The sequence below is a fragment of the Streptomyces sp. GbtcB7 genome (genome assembly GCF_019091445.1).
GTDB classification, from domain to species: domain Bacteria; phylum Actinomycetota; class Actinomycetes; order Streptomycetales; family Streptomycetaceae; genus Streptomyces; species Streptomyces mirabilis.
In genome coordinates, this window is the sequence record NZ_JAGXJM010000037.1 from 1 (window position 1) to 16,700 (window position 16,700).

The 16,700-nt window shown below is 69.3% G+C and carries 12 protein-coding genes, 1 tRNA gene and 1 riboswitch; of the genes, 10 read left to right on the forward strand and 3 right to left on the reverse strand.

What is annotated here, in order from left to right:
* Positions 1–102: 102 nt before the first annotated feature.
* Positions 103–1,314, reverse strand: a complete 1,212-nt coding sequence (locus KVT44_RS42855) for a globin domain-containing protein (RefSeq protein WP_217573359.1) — start codon at positions 1,312–1,314, stop codon at positions 103–105.
* Between the two features lie 213 nt (positions 1,315–1,527).
* Here KVT44_RS42855 and KVT44_RS42860 point away from each other — a divergent pair, with 213 nt between their 5' ends.
* The 9 genes from KVT44_RS42860 to KVT44_RS42900 all read left to right on the forward strand — a co-directional run bounded on the left by KVT44_RS42860 (position 1,528) and on the right by KVT44_RS42900 (position 12,537).
* Complete coding sequence (locus tag KVT44_RS42860; RefSeq protein WP_217573361.1) at positions 1,528–2,811, forward strand: cytochrome P450; 1,284 nt, start codon at positions 1,528–1,530, stop codon at positions 2,809–2,811.
* A gap of 156 nt (positions 2,812–2,967) precedes the next feature.
* Complete coding sequence (locus KVT44_RS42865; protein WP_308314263.1) at positions 2,968–3,990, forward strand: transglycosylase family protein; 1,023 nt, start codon at positions 2,968–2,970, stop codon at positions 3,988–3,990.
* A gap of 138 nt (positions 3,991–4,128) precedes the next feature.
* A riboswitch (cyclic di-AMP (ydaO/yuaA leader) is annotated at positions 4,129–4,337 on the forward strand.
* A 4-nt stretch (positions 4,338–4,341) separates the two neighbouring features.
* Positions 4,342–5,052 (forward strand): transglycosylase family protein, encoded by a 711-nt coding sequence (locus tag KVT44_RS42870; protein WP_217573363.1) that lies wholly within the window; start codon positions 4,342–4,344, stop codon positions 5,050–5,052.
* Between the two features lie 337 nt (positions 5,053–5,389).
* Positions 5,390–6,676: a phosphopyruvate hydratase gene (gene eno, locus KVT44_RS42875; RefSeq protein WP_060897729.1), complete on the forward strand. Its 1,287-nt coding sequence runs from the start codon at positions 5,390–5,392 to the stop codon at positions 6,674–6,676.
* Positions 6,677–6,777: 101 nt separating this feature from the next.
* A complete protein-coding gene (locus tag KVT44_RS42880) occupies positions 6,778–7,254 on the forward strand; it encodes a septum formation initiator family protein (RefSeq protein ID WP_190171921.1) in 477 nt (158 codons plus the stop codon).
* 60 nt (positions 7,255–7,314) lie between these two features.
* On the forward strand, positions 7,315–7,851 hold the full coding sequence (locus tag KVT44_RS42885) for a DUF501 domain-containing protein (protein ID WP_054237267.1): 537 nt from the start codon (positions 7,315–7,317) through the stop codon (positions 7,849–7,851).
* 230 nt (positions 7,852–8,081) lie between these two features.
* Positions 8,082–9,023: a Ppx/GppA phosphatase family protein gene (locus KVT44_RS42890; RefSeq protein WP_190171922.1), complete on the forward strand. Its 942-nt coding sequence runs from the start codon at positions 8,082–8,084 to the stop codon at positions 9,021–9,023.
* A gap of 489 nt (positions 9,024–9,512) precedes the next feature.
* The gene (locus tag KVT44_RS42895) at positions 9,513–10,916 is read left to right on the forward strand and encodes an NAD(P)/FAD-dependent oxidoreductase (protein ID WP_099922277.1); all 1,404 of its coding nucleotides are present in this window, start codon (positions 9,513–9,515) and stop codon (positions 10,914–10,916) included.
* A gap of 319 nt (positions 10,917–11,235) precedes the next feature.
* Positions 11,236–12,537, forward strand: a complete 1,302-nt coding sequence (locus KVT44_RS42900) for a cyclopropane-fatty-acyl-phospholipid synthase family protein (RefSeq protein WP_217573365.1) — start codon at positions 11,236–11,238, stop codon at positions 12,535–12,537.
* 72 nt (positions 12,538–12,609) lie between these two features.
* Here KVT44_RS42900 and KVT44_RS42905 read toward each other — a convergent pair whose 3' ends face one another.
* A complete protein-coding gene (locus KVT44_RS42905) occupies positions 12,610–15,138 on the reverse strand; it encodes an ABC transporter permease (RefSeq protein WP_217573367.1) in 2,529 nt (842 codons plus the stop codon).
* 145 nt (positions 15,139–15,283) lie between these two features.
* The gene (locus tag KVT44_RS42910; protein ID WP_217573369.1) at positions 15,284–16,054 is read right to left on the reverse strand and encodes an ABC transporter ATP-binding protein; all 771 of its coding nucleotides are present in this window, start codon (positions 16,052–16,054) and stop codon (positions 15,284–15,286) included.
* A gap of 413 nt (positions 16,055–16,467) precedes the next feature.
* Between KVT44_RS42910 and KVT44_RS42915 the strand changes: the two genes are divergently transcribed.
* A tRNA-Leu gene (locus KVT44_RS42915) sits at positions 16,468–16,550 on the forward strand.
* Positions 16,551–16,700 lie beyond the last annotated feature (150 nt).

Sequence of the window (16,700 nt, forward strand, 5' to 3'; positions counted from 1 at the left end):
CGGGGGGGGGAGGGGGGCGGGGGGGGGGGGGGGGGGGGGGGGAGGGGGGGGGGGGGGGGGGGGGGGGGGGGGGGGGGGGGGGGGGGGGGGGGGGCCCCAGGGCTACGTGTGGGGGGCGCGGCTTGTTGGGTTGTGCCAGTTGGGGTGGGGGCGGTCCAGGAGCCATTCCGCGGGGCCCAGGGGGCGGGGGCGGCTGGGGTCGGCGGGTGGGAGGAGGTCGTGGAAGATCTGTTCCGGCGGGGTGCCGAGGGCGGGGAGGGCCTCGGCGATCTCCTCGACGAGCTGGGGCGGCCCGGCGAGATAGACGTCGTGGCGGGCCCAGCCGGCGCGGTTGCCCAGCGCGGTCAGCAGTCGCTCGGTGGCCTGGGCCTTGGGGCGGCCGGGTGCGGGGGTGATGAAGGTGACGCCGAGGCGGGGTAACCGGGACTGGAGTCGCTCCACGGCCGACCGGTCGTAGAGGTACGAGGTGTCGCGGGCCACGAGGAACAGCCGGGCCTCGTGCGTGGCGTCGAGTTGCTGGAGCAGTGCCTTGACGGGGGCCCATCCGGTGCCGGCCGCGATGAAGGTCAGCGGCCGTTCCACCGGCGCCCGCAGGGTCAGGGCGCCGCCGGGTGCGCCGAGCCGCAGGACATCGCGCTCCCGGGTCTGCCGGACCAGGGCGGTGGACAGCACCCCGTTCTCGACGCGGCTGACGTGCAGGTCGACGGTGTGGTCGGCGCGGGGCGCGTTGCCGAGCGAGTACGGGCGCCAGATGCCCGGCAGGTGGGGGACGCTGACGCTGACGTACTGGCCGGGGGAGTAGCGCAGCCGCTGGTGCGGGCGGAGGGTCAGTACGACGAGGTCGTCGCCGTGCCGGGTCCGGGACACGACCTCGGCGTCCCACCAGGGCGGTTCACCCTCGTGCTGTGCCTCCCACGCGCCCTGGAGCATGACGTTCGTGATCGCCCCATACGCCTCGGCCCAGGCCTTCTCGGCCTCCGCGCTCCACGCCGACCCCGCGACGGCGGCGAACGCGGCGATCAGGCTCGCCCCCACGGCGGCGTAGTGCTCCGGCTCGGCCAGGTACTTCCGGTGGTCCCGTCCCAGCTCCCGCAGGTACCCCGGCAGCGTCGGATCCTCCAGCCGCTCCATCACATACGTGAGTGCCGCGAACAACCGGTCCCGCTGTCGCTCCATGTCCTCCGGGAAGTCCAGGGGGAAGAGCCCGCGGACGTCCGGGTTGTGCCGGAAGAGATGCGAGTAGAAGTACTTGACCGCGAACTCGGCCCGTCTTTCGACGACCGCGAAGCTGGATCTGAGGATTTCGGGGTCCACGGCGCGAATTTAGGGAGGAGGCGAGCCGTGGAGTCAAACAGCAGCCGATTTCGGGATGGCCCGGGATGAATGGGGCGCGGTCTGCACCGCCCCCCACGTACACATGCCGCCCCCCACCCCCCGGCACCGCCCCCACCTCCCGCACCGCCCCCGCCCCGCTCCCCCCTCCCTCCGCCGCGCCGTCCCTCCCCTCCCTCCGGATACCGTCAGGGAGTGACCGATCAGCCGCCGCCGTTCAGCCCCGCCCCGGAACTCTTCACCTGGGAGTTCGCCAGCGATCCCTACCCCGCGTACGCCTGGCTGCGGGAGCACGCCCCCGTGCACAGGACGCGGCTGCCGAGTGGGGTCGAGGCCTGGCTGGTGACGCGGTACGCGGACGCCAAGCAGGCGCTCGCCGACGCGCGGCTCAGCAAGAATCCGGCGCACCACGACGAACCCGCCCACGCGAAAGGGAAGACGGGTATTCCGGGGGAGCGCAAGGCCGAGTTGATGACGCATCTGCTGAACATCGACCCGCCGGACCACACCCGGCTGCGGCGGCTGGTCTCGAAGGCGTTCACGCCGCGACGGGTGGCCGAGTTCGCGCCGCGCGTGCAGGAGCTCACCGATCAACTGATCGACCAGTTCGCGGCGAAGGGTTCTGCGGATCTGATCCACGAGTTCGCGTTCCCGCTTCCCATTTACGCCATTTGCGACCTGCTGGGCGTGCCCCGCGAGGACCAGGACGACTTCCGGGACTGGGCGGGGATGATGATCCGGCACGGTGGCGGACCGCGGGGCGGGGTCGCACGGTCGGTCAAGAAGATGCGCGGGTATCTGCTCGAGCTCATTCACAAGAAGCGGGAAGGTCTTCCGGATACGCCCGCGCCCGGTGAGGACCTCATTTCGGGCCTCATCCGCGCCTCCGACCACGGCGAGCACCTCACGGAGAACGAGGCCGCCGCCATGGCCTTCATCCTGCTCTTCGCCGGGTTCGAGACGACCGTCAATCTCATCGGCAACGGCACGTACGCCCTCCTCACCCACCCCGAGCAGCGCGCGCGTCTCCAGCAGTCCCTCGCCGCCGGTGAACGCGGACTCCTCGAGGCCGGCGTCGAGGAACTCCTCCGTTACGACGGGCCCGTGGAACTGGCCACGTGGCGGTTCGCCACCGAGGCCGTGTGCATCGGCGGTCAAGGCATCGCGCCCGGCGACCCCGTCCTCGTGGTCCTCGCGGCTGCGGACCGTGACCCCGCGCGGTTCGAACGGCCGGACACGCTCGACCTCTCCCGCCGTGACAACCAACACCTCGGCTACGGCCACGGCATCCACTACTGCCTCGGCGCCCCGCTCGCCCGCCTGGAGGGCCAGACCGCGCTCGCCACCCTTCTCACCCGTCTCCCCGACCTTCAACTCGCGGGAGATTCGGCCGATTTGCGCTGGCGCGGCGGGCTCATTATGCGCGGATTGCGCACGCTTCCAGTGGAGTTCACGCCTCCGGTACCGGTCGCGCGATAGCGGGCGACCTTACACCTATCGGCGCTCAAACCTGACGCGCACTCAACTCTGTGATCTTCACGTGATCTACGCTGCATCGACTTGTGACAAGCGTTCGGGTGCGGATACGTTCACTCGTCAACGCGACTCACACGTCGCGTAGTCACCTGCTGTCACGTGAAAGGCTTCCGCATGCTCTCCGGGAACGGCCGCCATCGTCGCCCCCGTCAGGCCCCGGCCCTCATCGTCGCGGCAGGAGTGACCGGATCCGCCATCGCGATCCCGTTGCTCGGTGCCACCAGCGCGAGCGCGGCCGACGGCACCACGTGGGACCGGGTCGCCGAGTGCGAGAGCGCCGGCCAGTGGAGTGCCGACAGCGGCAACGGGTATTACGGCGGGCTCCAGATCAGCCAGGCGGACTGGGAGAAGTACGGCGGCCTCACCTACGCGTCGAGTGCCGACGAGGCCAGCCGCTCGCAGCAGATAGCCATCGCCGAGAAGCTCCTCGACGACCAGGGCCTCACCCCCTGGCCGACCTGTGGACCGCTCTCCGGGCTGAGCAAGAACTCGGGCGACATCCTGGTCGACACGGGCGTGGCGAACGACTCGTCCAGTACACCGGATTCATCCGGTTCATCTGATTCGTCCAGTTCGTCCGTGACGTCGACTCCGTCCGTCTCTTCCGGCTCGAAGTCCGATTCGTCTTCGTCTGGCTCGTCTTCATCCGGTTCGTCCTCGAAGTCGACCGGGGGCGCGGCCGAGAACACGACGAAGGCCGACACCAGCGGCGACGCCCAGGGGGCGGACGGCTCCGACACGGAAACGACGAAGAGCGACAACTCGGGCAACTCCGGCCAGGGCGGCGACTCTTCCGGTACGTCCGAGAACGCGACGACCGGTGCGGGGCGCCACCGTGGCGGCACCGCGGACGAGAACACCACCGACAGCGCCGTGGACGGCCGTAGCGACGACTCCTCCGGGCGGCACGCCTCGCGCGGCGCAGGCGCCTCCCGTGATGTCGTCGACGGCTCCTACGTCGTGCGCGCCGGAGACAATCTCTGGACCATCGCGGACGCCCTTGACCTCGAAGGCGGATGGGCCGAGCTGTACGACGCGAACAAGAAGACGGTCGGCGTCGACCCGAACCTCATCCTCCCCGGTCAGAGCCTTGCAGTTGGTGCCGAATCGGGCGAAAAGTAGGGGCAGTTCGCGTCATGGTTCGCTGGGTAATGTCCGGTTTGGTGCGAGTGAGAGATGGATCTCAAAGGCCCTGATCGTCTTTGGAATTCAGCCGATCGCCTGCTTACGGTCATGACCGCTCGCCACAGCGGGCCCCGACGGTCGTCAACGCCGAATCCTGCCAACGGCCGTACGGGAACAGTCGACGCGTCAGCGCCGTAGGCAGGAGCGGGGGACCCAAGGTAAGCGCCGCGCCCGGTAGTTGACCGGGAGCGGCTTGGGGTGAAGCCGAGCGCTCAGAGCGCACGGCCGGGCACTCACCCGCCCGAACCCGACAGCTCACCTCGCAGGCGTCGGTGAGGGGATCTCTCCATGCTGTTTTCCAGCAAGGGCAAGCACCGCCGTCCGTCCAAGGCCACTCGGGTCGCCACGCTCGCCGGTGTCACCGGTGTCGCCATCGCCGCTCCGCTGATGGCGGTCGGCAACGCCTCCGCCGCCACCGCCTCCCAGTGGGACGCCGTCGCCCAGTGCGAGTCCGGCGGGAACTGGTCCATCAACACCGGCAACGGCTACTACGGCGGTCTGCAGTTCTCGGCCTCCACCTGGGCCGCGTACGGCGGCACCGCGTACGCCGCGACTGCCAACCAGGCCTCCAAGTCCCAGCAGATCACCGTCGGCGAGAAGGTCCTCGCCGCGCAGGGCAAGGGCGCCTGGCCGACCTGTGGCACGGGCCTGTCGAGCGCCGCGTACACCGGCGGTGCGAGCGCCCCGTCGACCTCGTCCTCCTCGAACGGCTCCTCGTCGAACAGCTCGCCGAGCACCAGCACCGCCACCCGCTCGACGGACACCGCGGCCTCCCGTTCGGCGTCCCGCCCGGCCGCCAAGAAGACCGTCTCCACTCCGACCGGCAAGAAGGTCAAGAAGGGTGACGGCGAGTACAAGGTCGTCAAGGGCGACAGCCTCAGCTCGATCGCCGAGAAGAAGAAGGTCAAGGGCGGCTGGCAGCAGCTGTTCAAGCTGAACAAGGACATCGTCGACGACGCCGACTTCATCTACCCGGGTCAGCAGCTGCACCTCAGCTGATGATCGGCAGCTTCACCCCAGCTGAATGACAGGTCCCTCATAAAAGGGGTCTCCACACTGGAGACCCCGGTGAGGGCCACCCCCGTCCCCACGGGCTCCCCGCTCCGGTGCGTGTTCCCCCGTACGCACCGGAGCGGGGTTTTTCGTATCCAGCGTTTCGTACCGAGCGTTTCGTACCCGGATTTCCGTACCCGTTTTTGTTCCGTTCTGGAACAATGTGTACGTTCACTTCTGCCCAAGGGGTGGGCGACCGGCTGGCCGATCCCCCCGGGGCGGTTAGGCTCATGTCGCGAAGCCATCACAGGCTCCGCGTACCCGCGTCACATCCCAGAAGGAGATGCTCGTGCCGTCCATCGACGTCGTCGTAGCCCGGGAAATCCTGGACTCCCGAGGCAACCCCACGGTCGAGGTCGAGGTCGGCCTCGACGACGGCAGCACCGGTCGTGCCGCCGTCCCGTCCGGCGCCTCCACGGGCGCCTTCGAGGCCATCGAGCTCCGTGACGGTGACCCCAACCGTTACGGCGGCAAGGGTGTCGAGAAGGCCGTCCTCGCCGTCATCGAGCAGATCGGCCCGGAGCTCGTCGGTTACGACGCCACCGAGCAGCGCCTGATCGACCAGGCGATGTTCGACCTGGACGCCACCGACAACAAGGGCTCGCTCGGCGCCAACGCCATCCTCGGCGTCTCGCTCGCCGTCGCGCACGCCGCCTCCGAGGCGTCCGACCTCCCCCTCTTCCGCTACCTGGGCGGCCCGAACGCGCACCTGCTGCCCGTTCCGATGATGAACATCCTGAACGGCGGCTCGCACGCCGACTCCAACGTGGACATCCAGGAGTTCATGATCGCCCCGATCGGCGCGGAGTCCTTCTCCGAGGCCCTGCGCTGGGGCGCCGAGGTCTACCACACCCTCAAGAAGGTGCTGAAGACCAAGGGCCTGTCCACCGGCCTGGGCGACGAGGGCGGCTTCGCCCCGAACCTGGAGTCGAACCGCGCCGCGCTCGACCTCATCCTCGAGGCCATCAAGCAGGCCGGTTACATCCCCGGTGAGCAGATCGCGCTCGCGCTCGACGTCGCCGCGTCCGAGTTCTACAAGGACGGCAAGTACGAGTTCGAGGGCAAGTCCCGCTCGGCCGCCGAGATGACCGAGTACTACGAGGAGCTCGTCTCCGCGTACCCGCTGGTCTCCATCGAGGACCCGCTGTACGAGGACGACTGGGCCGGCTGGAACGTCATCACCGAGAAGCTGGGCGACAAGGTCCAGATCGTCGGCGACGACCTCTTCGTCACCAACCCGGAGCGCCTGGCCCGCGGTATCGAGGAGGGCTCCGCGAACGCCCTGCTCGTCAAGGTCAACCAGATCGGCTCGCTGACCGAGACCCTGGACGCCGTCGAGATGGCCCAGCGCAACGGCTTCAAGTGCATGATGTCCCACCGCTCCGGCGAGACCGAGGACGTCACCATCGCCGACCTCGCCGTCGCGGTGAACTGCGGCCAGATCAAGACCGGCGCCCCGGCCCGCTCGGACCGCGTCGCCAAGTACAACCAGCTGCTGCGCATCGAGGAGATCCTCGACGACGCCGCGGTGTACGCCGGCCGCAGCGCCTTCCCGCGCTTCAAGGGCTGACACCCGCAGAGGGTCAAGCCTTAGCCAGTCGTACGTACGTCCCCGTACCCGGTCCCGTACCGTGTCCGGGGACGTACGCGCGTGTGAACGGGAGGCGGGACATGGGCGTGAAGGACCGGGACCGGTTCTCCACCGCGACCAGGCTGAAGCTGCTCGGCGAGCAGACGGCGGCCCGGGTCTACCGCTCGCAGACCAAGCGCCAGGCCCGCCGCTCACGCCTGACCGGCCGCGCCGCGCTGCTGGCTCTCGTACTCTGTTCTCTGATCGTGGCCCTCGCGTACCCGATAAGGCAGTACGTGTCCCAGCGCGCCGAGATCGCCGATCTGGAGCGACAGCAGGAGCAGGCCCGCGCCCGGGTCGAACAGCTGCGTGACCTCAAGGCGCGCTGGCAGGACGACGCGTACGCGAAGCAGCAGATCCGGGAACGGCTGCACTATGTGATGCCGGGCGAGACCGGATACGTCGTGATCGACCCGGACGCGGCGAAGCAGTCGCGTACGGATCTGGGGGTGGCAGCCCGCCCCTGGTACGCCAACGTCTGGGACGGCGTCGACAAGTCGGACCACTCCGACCGGTGACCTGATGGCCGGTGACCTGACGACCGGCGAATCGAAGAAGAAAGAGACTTGAGCACAGGCATGGAAACGCCCCCGCCGCCCACCCCGCGCACCGAGCCGACCGACGCGGACGTCGAGGCCTTCAAGCAACAGCTCGGCCGGCCGCCGCGCGGGCTGCGAGCGATCGCGCACCGCTGTCCCTGCGGTCAGCCGGACGTGGTGGAGACGGCGCCCCGGCTGCCGGACGGTACGCCGTTCCCGACGACGTACTACCTCACGTGCCCGCGCGCGGCCTCCGCGATCGGCACGCTGGAGGCCAACGGCGTCATGAAGGAGATGACGGACCGGCTGGCGACCGATCCCGAGCTGGCCGCCGCGTACCGGGCCGCCCACGAGGACTACATCGCGAGGCGCGACGCCATCGAGGTGCTGGCGGGCTTTCCGAGCGCCGGTGGGATGCCGGACCGGGTGAAGTGTCTGCATGTGCTGGTGGCGCACTCGCTGGCCGCGGGGCCCGGGGTGAATCCGCTGGGCGACGAGGCGATCGCGATGTTGCCGGAGTGGTGGCGCAAGGGTGCGTGCGTGGTGGCGGCGGAGCCGCCGTCCGAGGGGGAGTGAAGGGGGCTGCGCCCCCTCCTCCCGGTGCGTGTTCCGTCTGCGGGCGGGTGGGGGTTGAGCGCGCCGTTCCCCGCGCCCCCCAAGGCGGGGCTTCGCCCCGACACCGCGTCCGCGCCCAGTGCTTTGTCCGCGGGCCGGTGGGGGTTGAGCGCGCAGTTCCCCGCGCCCCTGGGGTCCCGGGCCCGGTCGCGCGTCGTCGAAACGAATTCACGAGCAGGAGACAACAACCGATGACCAGGGTCGCCGCCATCGACTGCGGTACGAATTCGATCCGCCTCCTCGTCGCCGACGCGAACCCGGTGACGGGGGAACTCGTCGATCTGGACCGCCGGATGACGATCGTCCGGCTCGGCCAGGGCGTCGACCGCACCGGACGCCTCGCCCCCGAGGCCCTGGAGCGCACCTTCGAGGCCTGCCGCGAGTACGCGGCGATCATCAAGCGGCACGGCGCGGAGCGACTGCGCTTCGTGGCGACCTCCGCCTCCCGCGACGCGGAGAACCGGGACGAGTTCGTACGCGGCGTGCTGGACATCCTGGGCGTCGAGCCCGAGGTCATCACCGGCGACGAGGAGGCCGAGTTCTCCTTCACCGGCGCGACCAAGGAACTGACGGGCCGGGACGACCTCGCCAGGCCCTACCTGGTCGTGGACATCGGCGGCGGGTCCACCGAACTGGTCGTCGGTGACGACCACGTGCGCGCCGCCCGCTCCGTGGACATCGGCTGCGTACGGATGACCGAGCGGCACCTCGTGCACGACGGGGTCGTCAGCGACCCGCCGACCCCCGCCGAGATCGAGGCCATCCGCGCCGACATCGAGGCGGCCCTCGACCTCGCCGAGCGGACGGTCCCGTTGCGCGAGGCCCACACGCTCGTCGGCCTCGCGGGTTCGGTCACCACGGTCGCGGCCATCGCGCTGGACCTCCCCGCCTACGATTCGGCCGCCATCCACCACTCCCGCCTCCCGTACGAGAAGGTCCGCGAGATCACCGAGCGGCTGCTGGCCTCCACCCACGCCGAGCGCGCCGCGATCCCTTCCATGCACCCGGGGCGCGTCGACGTCATCGCCGCCGGTGCCCTCGTCCTGCTCGCGATCATGGAGCGGATCGGTGCGGCGGAGGTCGTGGTGAGCGAACACGACATCCTGGACGGGATCGCGTGGTCCATCGCGTGAGGGGCTGACCGGACGGGGCCGAGGGGTGCCGTTTCCGAGTGCGGCTTCTGCAGTGAGGGAGCCTTTACTACCCGCTGGTAGCCTCCCTTGAGCAGGTCGGATAACGTATGAGCGCGCCCAGGGGGCCATTCGGACCCTCTCGGCGACACGCCGCCGGAAAACTTCGTGAAGTTCTTCACAAGGAATTCGGCCCTGTGGGGGGACGATGGGCCCCCTTGAGTGCTCTTAGGGGGCTCACCAGGCTCGGGAGGGTGCTCAACGGAGTGTTCCAGGAGTGTTTCCGGCGGGTGAAGCGGAGGGGTGGTTCGACCGGTTCGGACACCCGGAGCGGCAGCTCACGCGGTGTTGACAACGGTCGCCACTACACGGTGGTTCCCTCTCGCCGCCATGACCTGGGTCACGTGAGCGGCGCAGTGTAGCAGAGGCCCCACCCAAGCTTGTGAAGGGGCGCACGAGCGACCCTCCAGGGGCGGGTGGATACTCGATGGCATGAGCACCACGGAGCGTCCCAGGATCCTCGTAGTAGGCGGTGGGTACGTAGGCCTGTACGCAGCTCGGCGCATTCTCAAGAAGATGCGCTACGGCGAGGCGACCGTCACGGTCGTCGACCCCCGGTCGTACATGACCTACCAGCCCTTCCTCCCCGAAGCCGCCGCCGGCAGCATCTCCCCTCGGCACGTCGTCGTCCCGTTGCGACGCGTCCTGCCCAAGGCGGAGGTCCTCACCGGCCGGGTCACCACCATCGACCAGGACCGCAAGGTCGCCACGATCGCCCCCCTCGTGGGCGAGGCGTACGAGCTGCCTTTCGACTACCTCGTCATCGCGATGGGCGCGGTCTCCCGCACCTTCCCGATCCCCGGCCTCGCCGAACAGGGCATCGGTATGAAGGGCATCGAGGAGTCCATCGGCCTGCGCAACCACGTCCTCGAGCAGCTCGACAAGGCTGACTCGACCACGGACGAGGACATCCGGCGCAAGGCGCTCACCTTCGTCTTCGTGGGCGGTGGCTTCGCGGGTGCGGAGACCATCGGCGAGGTCGAGGACATGGCCCGCGACGCTTCGAAGTACTACACCAACGTGTCCCGCGAGGACATGCGCTTCATCCTCGTCGACGCCGCGGATAAGATCCTCCCCGAGGTCGGCCCCAAGCTCGGCCAGTACGGCAAGGAGCACCTGGAGGGCCGCGGTGTGGAGATCTACCTCTCCACCTCCATGGACTCCTGCGTCGACGGCCACGTCGTGCTGAAGAACGGCCTCGAGGTCGACTCCAACACCATCGTGTGGACGGCCGGCGTCAAGCCGAACCCCGTCCTCTCCCGCTTCGGTCTGCCGCTCGGCCCGCGTGGTCACGTAGACACCCAGACCACCCTCCAGGTGCAGGGCACGGACTACATCTGGGCCGCCGGCGACAACGCCCAGGTGCCGGACGTCGCCGCGCGCAAGGCCGGGGTCGAGAACGCCTGGTGCCCGCCGAACGCGCAGCACGCGCTCCGTCAGGCGAAGGTCCTCGGCGACAACGTGGTCTCCGGCATGCGGGGCTTCCCGCAGAAGGAGTACTCGCACGCCAACAAGGGCGCTGTCGCGGGTCTCGGCCTGCACAAGGGCGTCGCGATGATCGTCATGGGCAAGATGAAGATCAAGCTCAAGGGTCGTCTGGCGTGGTACATGCACCGCGGCTACCACGGGCTGGCGATGCCGACGTGGAACCGTAAGATCCGCGTCTTCGCCGACTGGACGCTCGCGATGTTCCTCAAGCGTGAGGTCGTCTCGCTCGGTGCGATGGAGACTCCTCGTGAGGAGTTCTACGAGGCTGCGAAGCCGGCTCCGGCTCCGGCTGCCGCCGCGGCTCCGGCCGCCGCCGCCAAGACCGAGGAGAAGGCCAAGGCCTCCTGACCTCCGGTCACCCGCTCGTCCCTGAGGGACCTTCCGCCATCCGTGGTGCGGGGGGTCCCTTTGGCATTGTTCGGCCGCGGGCCGGTGGGGGCTGGTCGCGCCCACGCGGCGGAGCCGCACAATGTCACAGCCCCGCGCCCCTGAAAGCCTTGGGGCGCCCGGATTTCCAGAGCGCGCGCTCCCCTCCGCCCCCTCGAAAGAACATGGTAGGTACAGGTATTTTGCTCAGCTGTAACGCGGAAGGGGGACTGCGCGCGAGGCCGGTTGGTGTTTACGTGGTGTTGGAGCGTTCGGGAGTGTTGTCTCGGAGGTGTACGCCATGCAGGACGCCGCGCTGCGGCTGAAGAGCCTTGTCGAACAGTTGGTGGGGGCCCCGCTCCCGATGCGCATCCGCGCCTGGGACGGCTCGGAAGCGGGCCCTCCCGGCGCCCCCGCCGTTGTCGTCCGCAACCGGCGTGCTCTGCGCCGGCTGCTGTGGAAACCGGGTGAGGTGGGGCTCGCCCGGGCCTGGGTCGCCGGGGACCTGGGGGTGGAGGGCGACCTCTACACCGCGCTCGACCTGCTGTCGGGGCTCGTCTGGGACCGGGGCGAGGACGCGCGGGGCGTCGCTGAGGCCCTGCGCGATCCGGAGGTACGGGCCGCCGTCCGCGGACTGGTGAAGATGGGCGGCCTCCCGTTGCCGCCCAGCCCGCCCCAGGAAGAGATGCGCAGGCGTCGCCGCCACCTCCACACCAAGCGCAGCGACCAGCGCGCCATCAGCCACCACTACGACGTGGGCAACGACTTCTACGAGATCGTCCTCGGGCCCTCGATGGTCTACTCGTGCGCCTACTGGGAGGACGGCGGCACCCTTGAGGACGCCCAGCGCGACAAGCTGGAACTCATCGCGCAGAAGCTCGATCTGAGGCCGGGTCAGCGGCTCCTCGACGTCGGCTGCGGCTGGGGCTCGATGGCGATCCACGCCGCCCGCGAGCACGGCGTGAGCGTCGTCGGGGTCACGCTCTCGCACGAGCAGGCCGCGTACGCCCGTAAGCGGGTCGCGGACGAGGGGCTGACCGACCGGGTGGAGATCCGGGTGCAGGACTACCGGGACGTCGCCGACGGGCCGTACGACGCGATCTCCTCCATCGGCATGGCCGAACACGTGGGTGCCGAGCGCTACCTGGAGTACGCCGAGGTGCTGTACAGCCTCCTCAAGCCGGGCGGGCGGTTGCTCAACCACCAGATCGCACGGCCGCCCCGGCGGGACGAATCGGCGTACGACGTCGACGAGTTCATCGACGCCTACGTCTTCCCGGACGGCGAGCTCGCGCCCATCGGAACGACCGTCACCCAGCTGGAACGCGCCGGGTTCGAGGTCCGCGACGTCGAGTCGATCCGCGAGCACTACGCCCTCACGCTCCGCCGCTGGGTCACCAACCTGGAGGCGCAGTGGGCGCGGGCCGTGGCGCTCACCGGTCCGGGCCGCGCCCGTGTCTGGCGTCTGTACATGGCGGCCTCCGCGGTCGCCTTCGAGCGCAACCGCATCGGCGTCAACCAGGTACTGGCGATCAGGACCCCCGAGCCCTCCGGAGCCTCCGGAATGCCCCTGCGGGCCAGAACCTGGAACCCGGCCCACTGACAGTGGTCCGCCGACGACCGGGGCCCCGTTCCGATCCGGAACGGGGCCCCGATGTTCGTCACCGGTTCTCCGCTACTCCGACTTGATCGCCGACAGCATGTTCAGGCGGGACGCCCGGCGGGCCGGCCACAGCGCGGCCAGCACGCCGACCGTCCCCGCGAGGAGCAGGAAGAGAGCCATCCGGTCCCAGGGCAGGACCAGTTCGTACGTCGACATCCTGCTGCCGACGAGCTCGCCGGCCGCCCAGCCGAAGAACACGCCCAGGCCGATGCCGAGCACGCCGCCGAAGAGCGAGATGACCAGGGACTCCAGGCGGACCATCCGCTTGATGCCCTTGCGGTCGAGGCCGATCGCGCGGAGCATCCCGATCTCCTGGGAGCGCTCGAAGACCGACATGGCCAGGGTGTTGATGACACCGAGGACGGCGACGATGACCGCCATGGCGAGCAGGCCGTAGAGCATGTTCAGGAGCAGGGTGAACATCTGCGCGATGTTGTTGGAGATGTCCTTCTTGTCCTGGACCTGGACGGCCGGGTTGTTGCCGAGGGCCTTCTCCAGCTTGTTCTTGGTCGCGTCGGACGTGCCGCCGGCCGTCTTCAGCATGACCTGCATGTCGGCGACGTCCGTCAGGTGCGGGGAGAGCGTCGCGTTGTCGACCATGATGCCGTTGATCATCATGTTGCCGTGGTAGATCCCGGCGACGGTGAGGCGCTGCTTCTTGCCGTCCTCGTAGGAGACCGCGAGCTGCGAACCGGCCTTCCATCCGTGCGACTTGGCGGTGTCGTCGTCCACGACGACCTGGGTGCCGCCGACCTTGAAGGCGCCCTCGTCGAGCGTGAGGTCGGTGAGCTTGGCGATGGACTCGCCGTTGACGCCCGCCAGCAACTCGGACGTGCCGTCGATGCGCGAGGGGGAGGTGCGCAGGGGGCTGGTGTCGGTGACACCGTCGAGGCCGGCGAGGGTCTTCGCGACCTCCGGGGAGAGGGGGACGCCGTTCGCCATCGACACGACGTAGTCCGCCTTGATCGCGGAGCTGGCCATCTTGTCGATCGACTTCTGCAGGCTGCCCGCCATCACCGTCATACCGGTGATCAGGGTGAGTCCGATCATCAGGGCGGAGGCGGTGGCGGCCGTACGGCGCGGGTTGCGCACCGAGTTCTGGCGGGCCAGCTTGCCGGAGACCCCGAAGACACGGAGCACCGGGGCCGCGGCCGCGATCAGGGGGCGGGAGAGCAGCGGGGTCAGCACGAAGACGCCGATGATGAGGAGGACCGCGCCGAGACCCATCGGGGCCTGGCCGTCCGAGCCGCTCATGGTCGTCGCGTACAGGACGACGGCGACGCCGGCCGCGGCGAACAGGGCGCCGATCGTGTTGCGTACGACCAGGGACTTCGTCGTCGCCTGCGCGTGCACGCTGCTCATCGCGGCGACCGGCGGGATCTTCGCGGCACGACGGCCGGGCAGCCAGGCGGCCAGCATGGTGATCAGGATGCCGACGAGCAGGGCCGTGGCGATCGTGCCGGGCGAGATCACCAGCGGGCCGTCCGGGACGGTGGCGCCGAGCGAGCCCATCAGCGAGCGCATGCCCGCGCCGATGCCGATGCCCGCGAGCAGACCCGCCACCGCGGCGACCGCGCCGACGACGAAGGCCTCGACGAGCACGGAGCGGGTGACCTGGCGGCGGGAGGCGCCGACGGCGCGCAGCAGGGCGAGTTCCTTGGTGCGCTGGGCGACCAGCATGGTGAAGGTGTTGGCGATGATGAACGTACCGACGAACAGCGCGATGCCCGCGAAGACCAGCAGGCCCGTCTTCATGCCGCTCATCGCGGAGGCGATCGCGCTCGCCTGGTCGTCGGCGAGCTGCTTGCCGGTGGTGGTGGAGGCGACGCCCTTCGGGATGACCTGGTCGAGGGCGGCGCGCAGGGCGGTCTGGCTGGTGCCGGACGCGGCCTTCACATCGATCTCGTCGTACTCGCCGACGCGGTGGAAGAGTTGCTGCGCGGTCGCCGTGTCGAAGAGGGCGAGGCTGCCGCCGGCCGCGACGTTGCCGTCGTCGGTGGTGAAGACGCCGGCGACGGTGGGGGCGAGGACGGGGCCGTCGACGGACAGCCGCACGGTGTCGCCGACCTTGTAGCCCGCGCGCCTCGCGGTCTCCGAGTCGATCGCGACCTCGTTCTTGCCCTTGGGCGCGTGGCCGCTGGTCAGCGGGTAGCGGGCGTCCTTGGTGCCCCAGTAGTTGCCGCCCTGCGACTGGAAGCCGCTGCCGACGAGTTTGCCGTCCTTGTCGGCTATCGCGGTGAAGCCGGTCACGACGCCCATCGTGGTGCCGGCGCCGGGGGCCCTGGAGGCCTTCTCGAGCAGTGCCTGCGTGAGCTTCTGCTCCTTGCCGACCTTGTCGCCCTTGTCGTCCTGGCTCTTGGGCTGGATGGCGACGTCGACCTGGTCGAAGCCCTTGGCGGAGCTCTTCTGGTAGGCGTCGGAGATGGTGTTGGTGAAGACCAGGGTGCCCGATACGAACGCCACGCCGAGCATTACGGCGAGCACGGTCATCAGGAGCCTGGCCTTGTGCGCGAGCACGTTGCGCAAGGCGGTTCGGAACATGGGGTTTCTCAGTCCAGGAGGGTGAGGCGGTCGGCAGGCGGAGGGTGTGGCTGTGTCTGCGGTGAGTCCGTCGGCTGCGGGCCGGTGGGCGCTGGTCGCGCAGTTCCCCGCGCCCGTTGAGAGCGTCGGCGCGCATCTTTCTCGGTCAGCTGGTGCGGCCCTTGGCGTCGAACTGCTTCATGCGGTCCAGGACGGAGTCCGCCGTCGGTCCGTACACCTCGTCCACGATCCGTCCGTCCGCGAGGAAGACCACCCGGTCCGCGTACGCCGCCGCCACCGGGTCGTGGGTCACCATCACCACGGTCTGCCCCAACTCCCGTACGGAGTTGCGCAGGAAGCCCAACACCTCGGCACCCGCGCGCGAGTCGAGGTTTCCGGTGGGCTCGTCGCCGAAGATGATGTCGGGCCGGGAGGCGAGCGCGCGGGCGACGGCGACGCGCTGCTGCTGGCCGCCGGAGAGCTGGGAGGGCCGGTGGCTGAGGCGGTCGGAGAGACCGATCATCGTGATGACCTTGTCCAGCCACTCGCGGTCGGGCTTGCGGCCCGCGATGTCCATCGGGAGGGTGATGTTCTCCAGGGCCGTCAGCGTCGGCAGCAGGTTGAACGCCTGGAAGATGAAGCCGATCTTGTCCCGGCGGAGCTTGGTGAGCTGCTTGTCCTTGAGGGAGCCGAGCTCGGTCTCCCCGATGCGCACGGAGCCGGAGGAGAACGTGTCGAGGCCCGCCACGCAGTGCATCAGCGTGGACTTGCCGGACCCCGAGGGGCCCATGATCGCGGTGAACTCGGCCTGCCGGAAGTCGACGGAGACCCGGTCGAGGGCGACCACCTGGGTCTCGCCCTGTCCGTAGACCTTCGACAGTTCCGTGGCGCGGGCGGCCACGGTGGTGGCCCGGTCGGCGAGGGGCGTGCTGGTCACGGGAGGGTGCTCCTGTCGGGACGACGACGTTTCTGGGGACGTGTCCCATCCTCGCGGCCGTTCGGCGCCTTGGAGTCAGCCGCTGTTCCGGTTCCGGGGGCAGCCTCGGGTCGGACCGCGGACGGTCTTGTCATACCTGGGGATGAGGGCGCGCCCTGAGTGCTCCCTGAGTGCTTCCCGAGCGCCGTCCGGGTACGACTCCTGTGGGTGCGTCCGTTCGGACGGTGAAATTCCGTCATTCCGTATACGCGGGTCTGAGCCGCCCGAAAGGCTATTGGCAAGTGCGGATGGCCCGTACCGGGGGCTGATGCACCCTCAGACGTCAATAAAATAAGACAACATCGGTTCGCTCGCCCACTGTTCGAGGGATGCGCCCCGATAGGCTCGGAACCTCAATGCGGAGCCCATGGCCTGCCCGGATGGTGGAATGCAGACACGGCGAGCTTAAACCTCGCTGCCCCTCGCGGGCGTACCGGTTCAAGTCCGGTTCCGGGCACCTCCGACCCTTCTGTCCTTTTGCGTCCCTCAGGGGCGTCTTCGGTGACTTCATCGTGAACCGTTGACAGCAAGCGCGTGCCGTCGCAGACTCCCGTCAGTAAATGGTGAAGTAATTTTCACCAGACGAACAAGCCGTCAGGCGAACAGG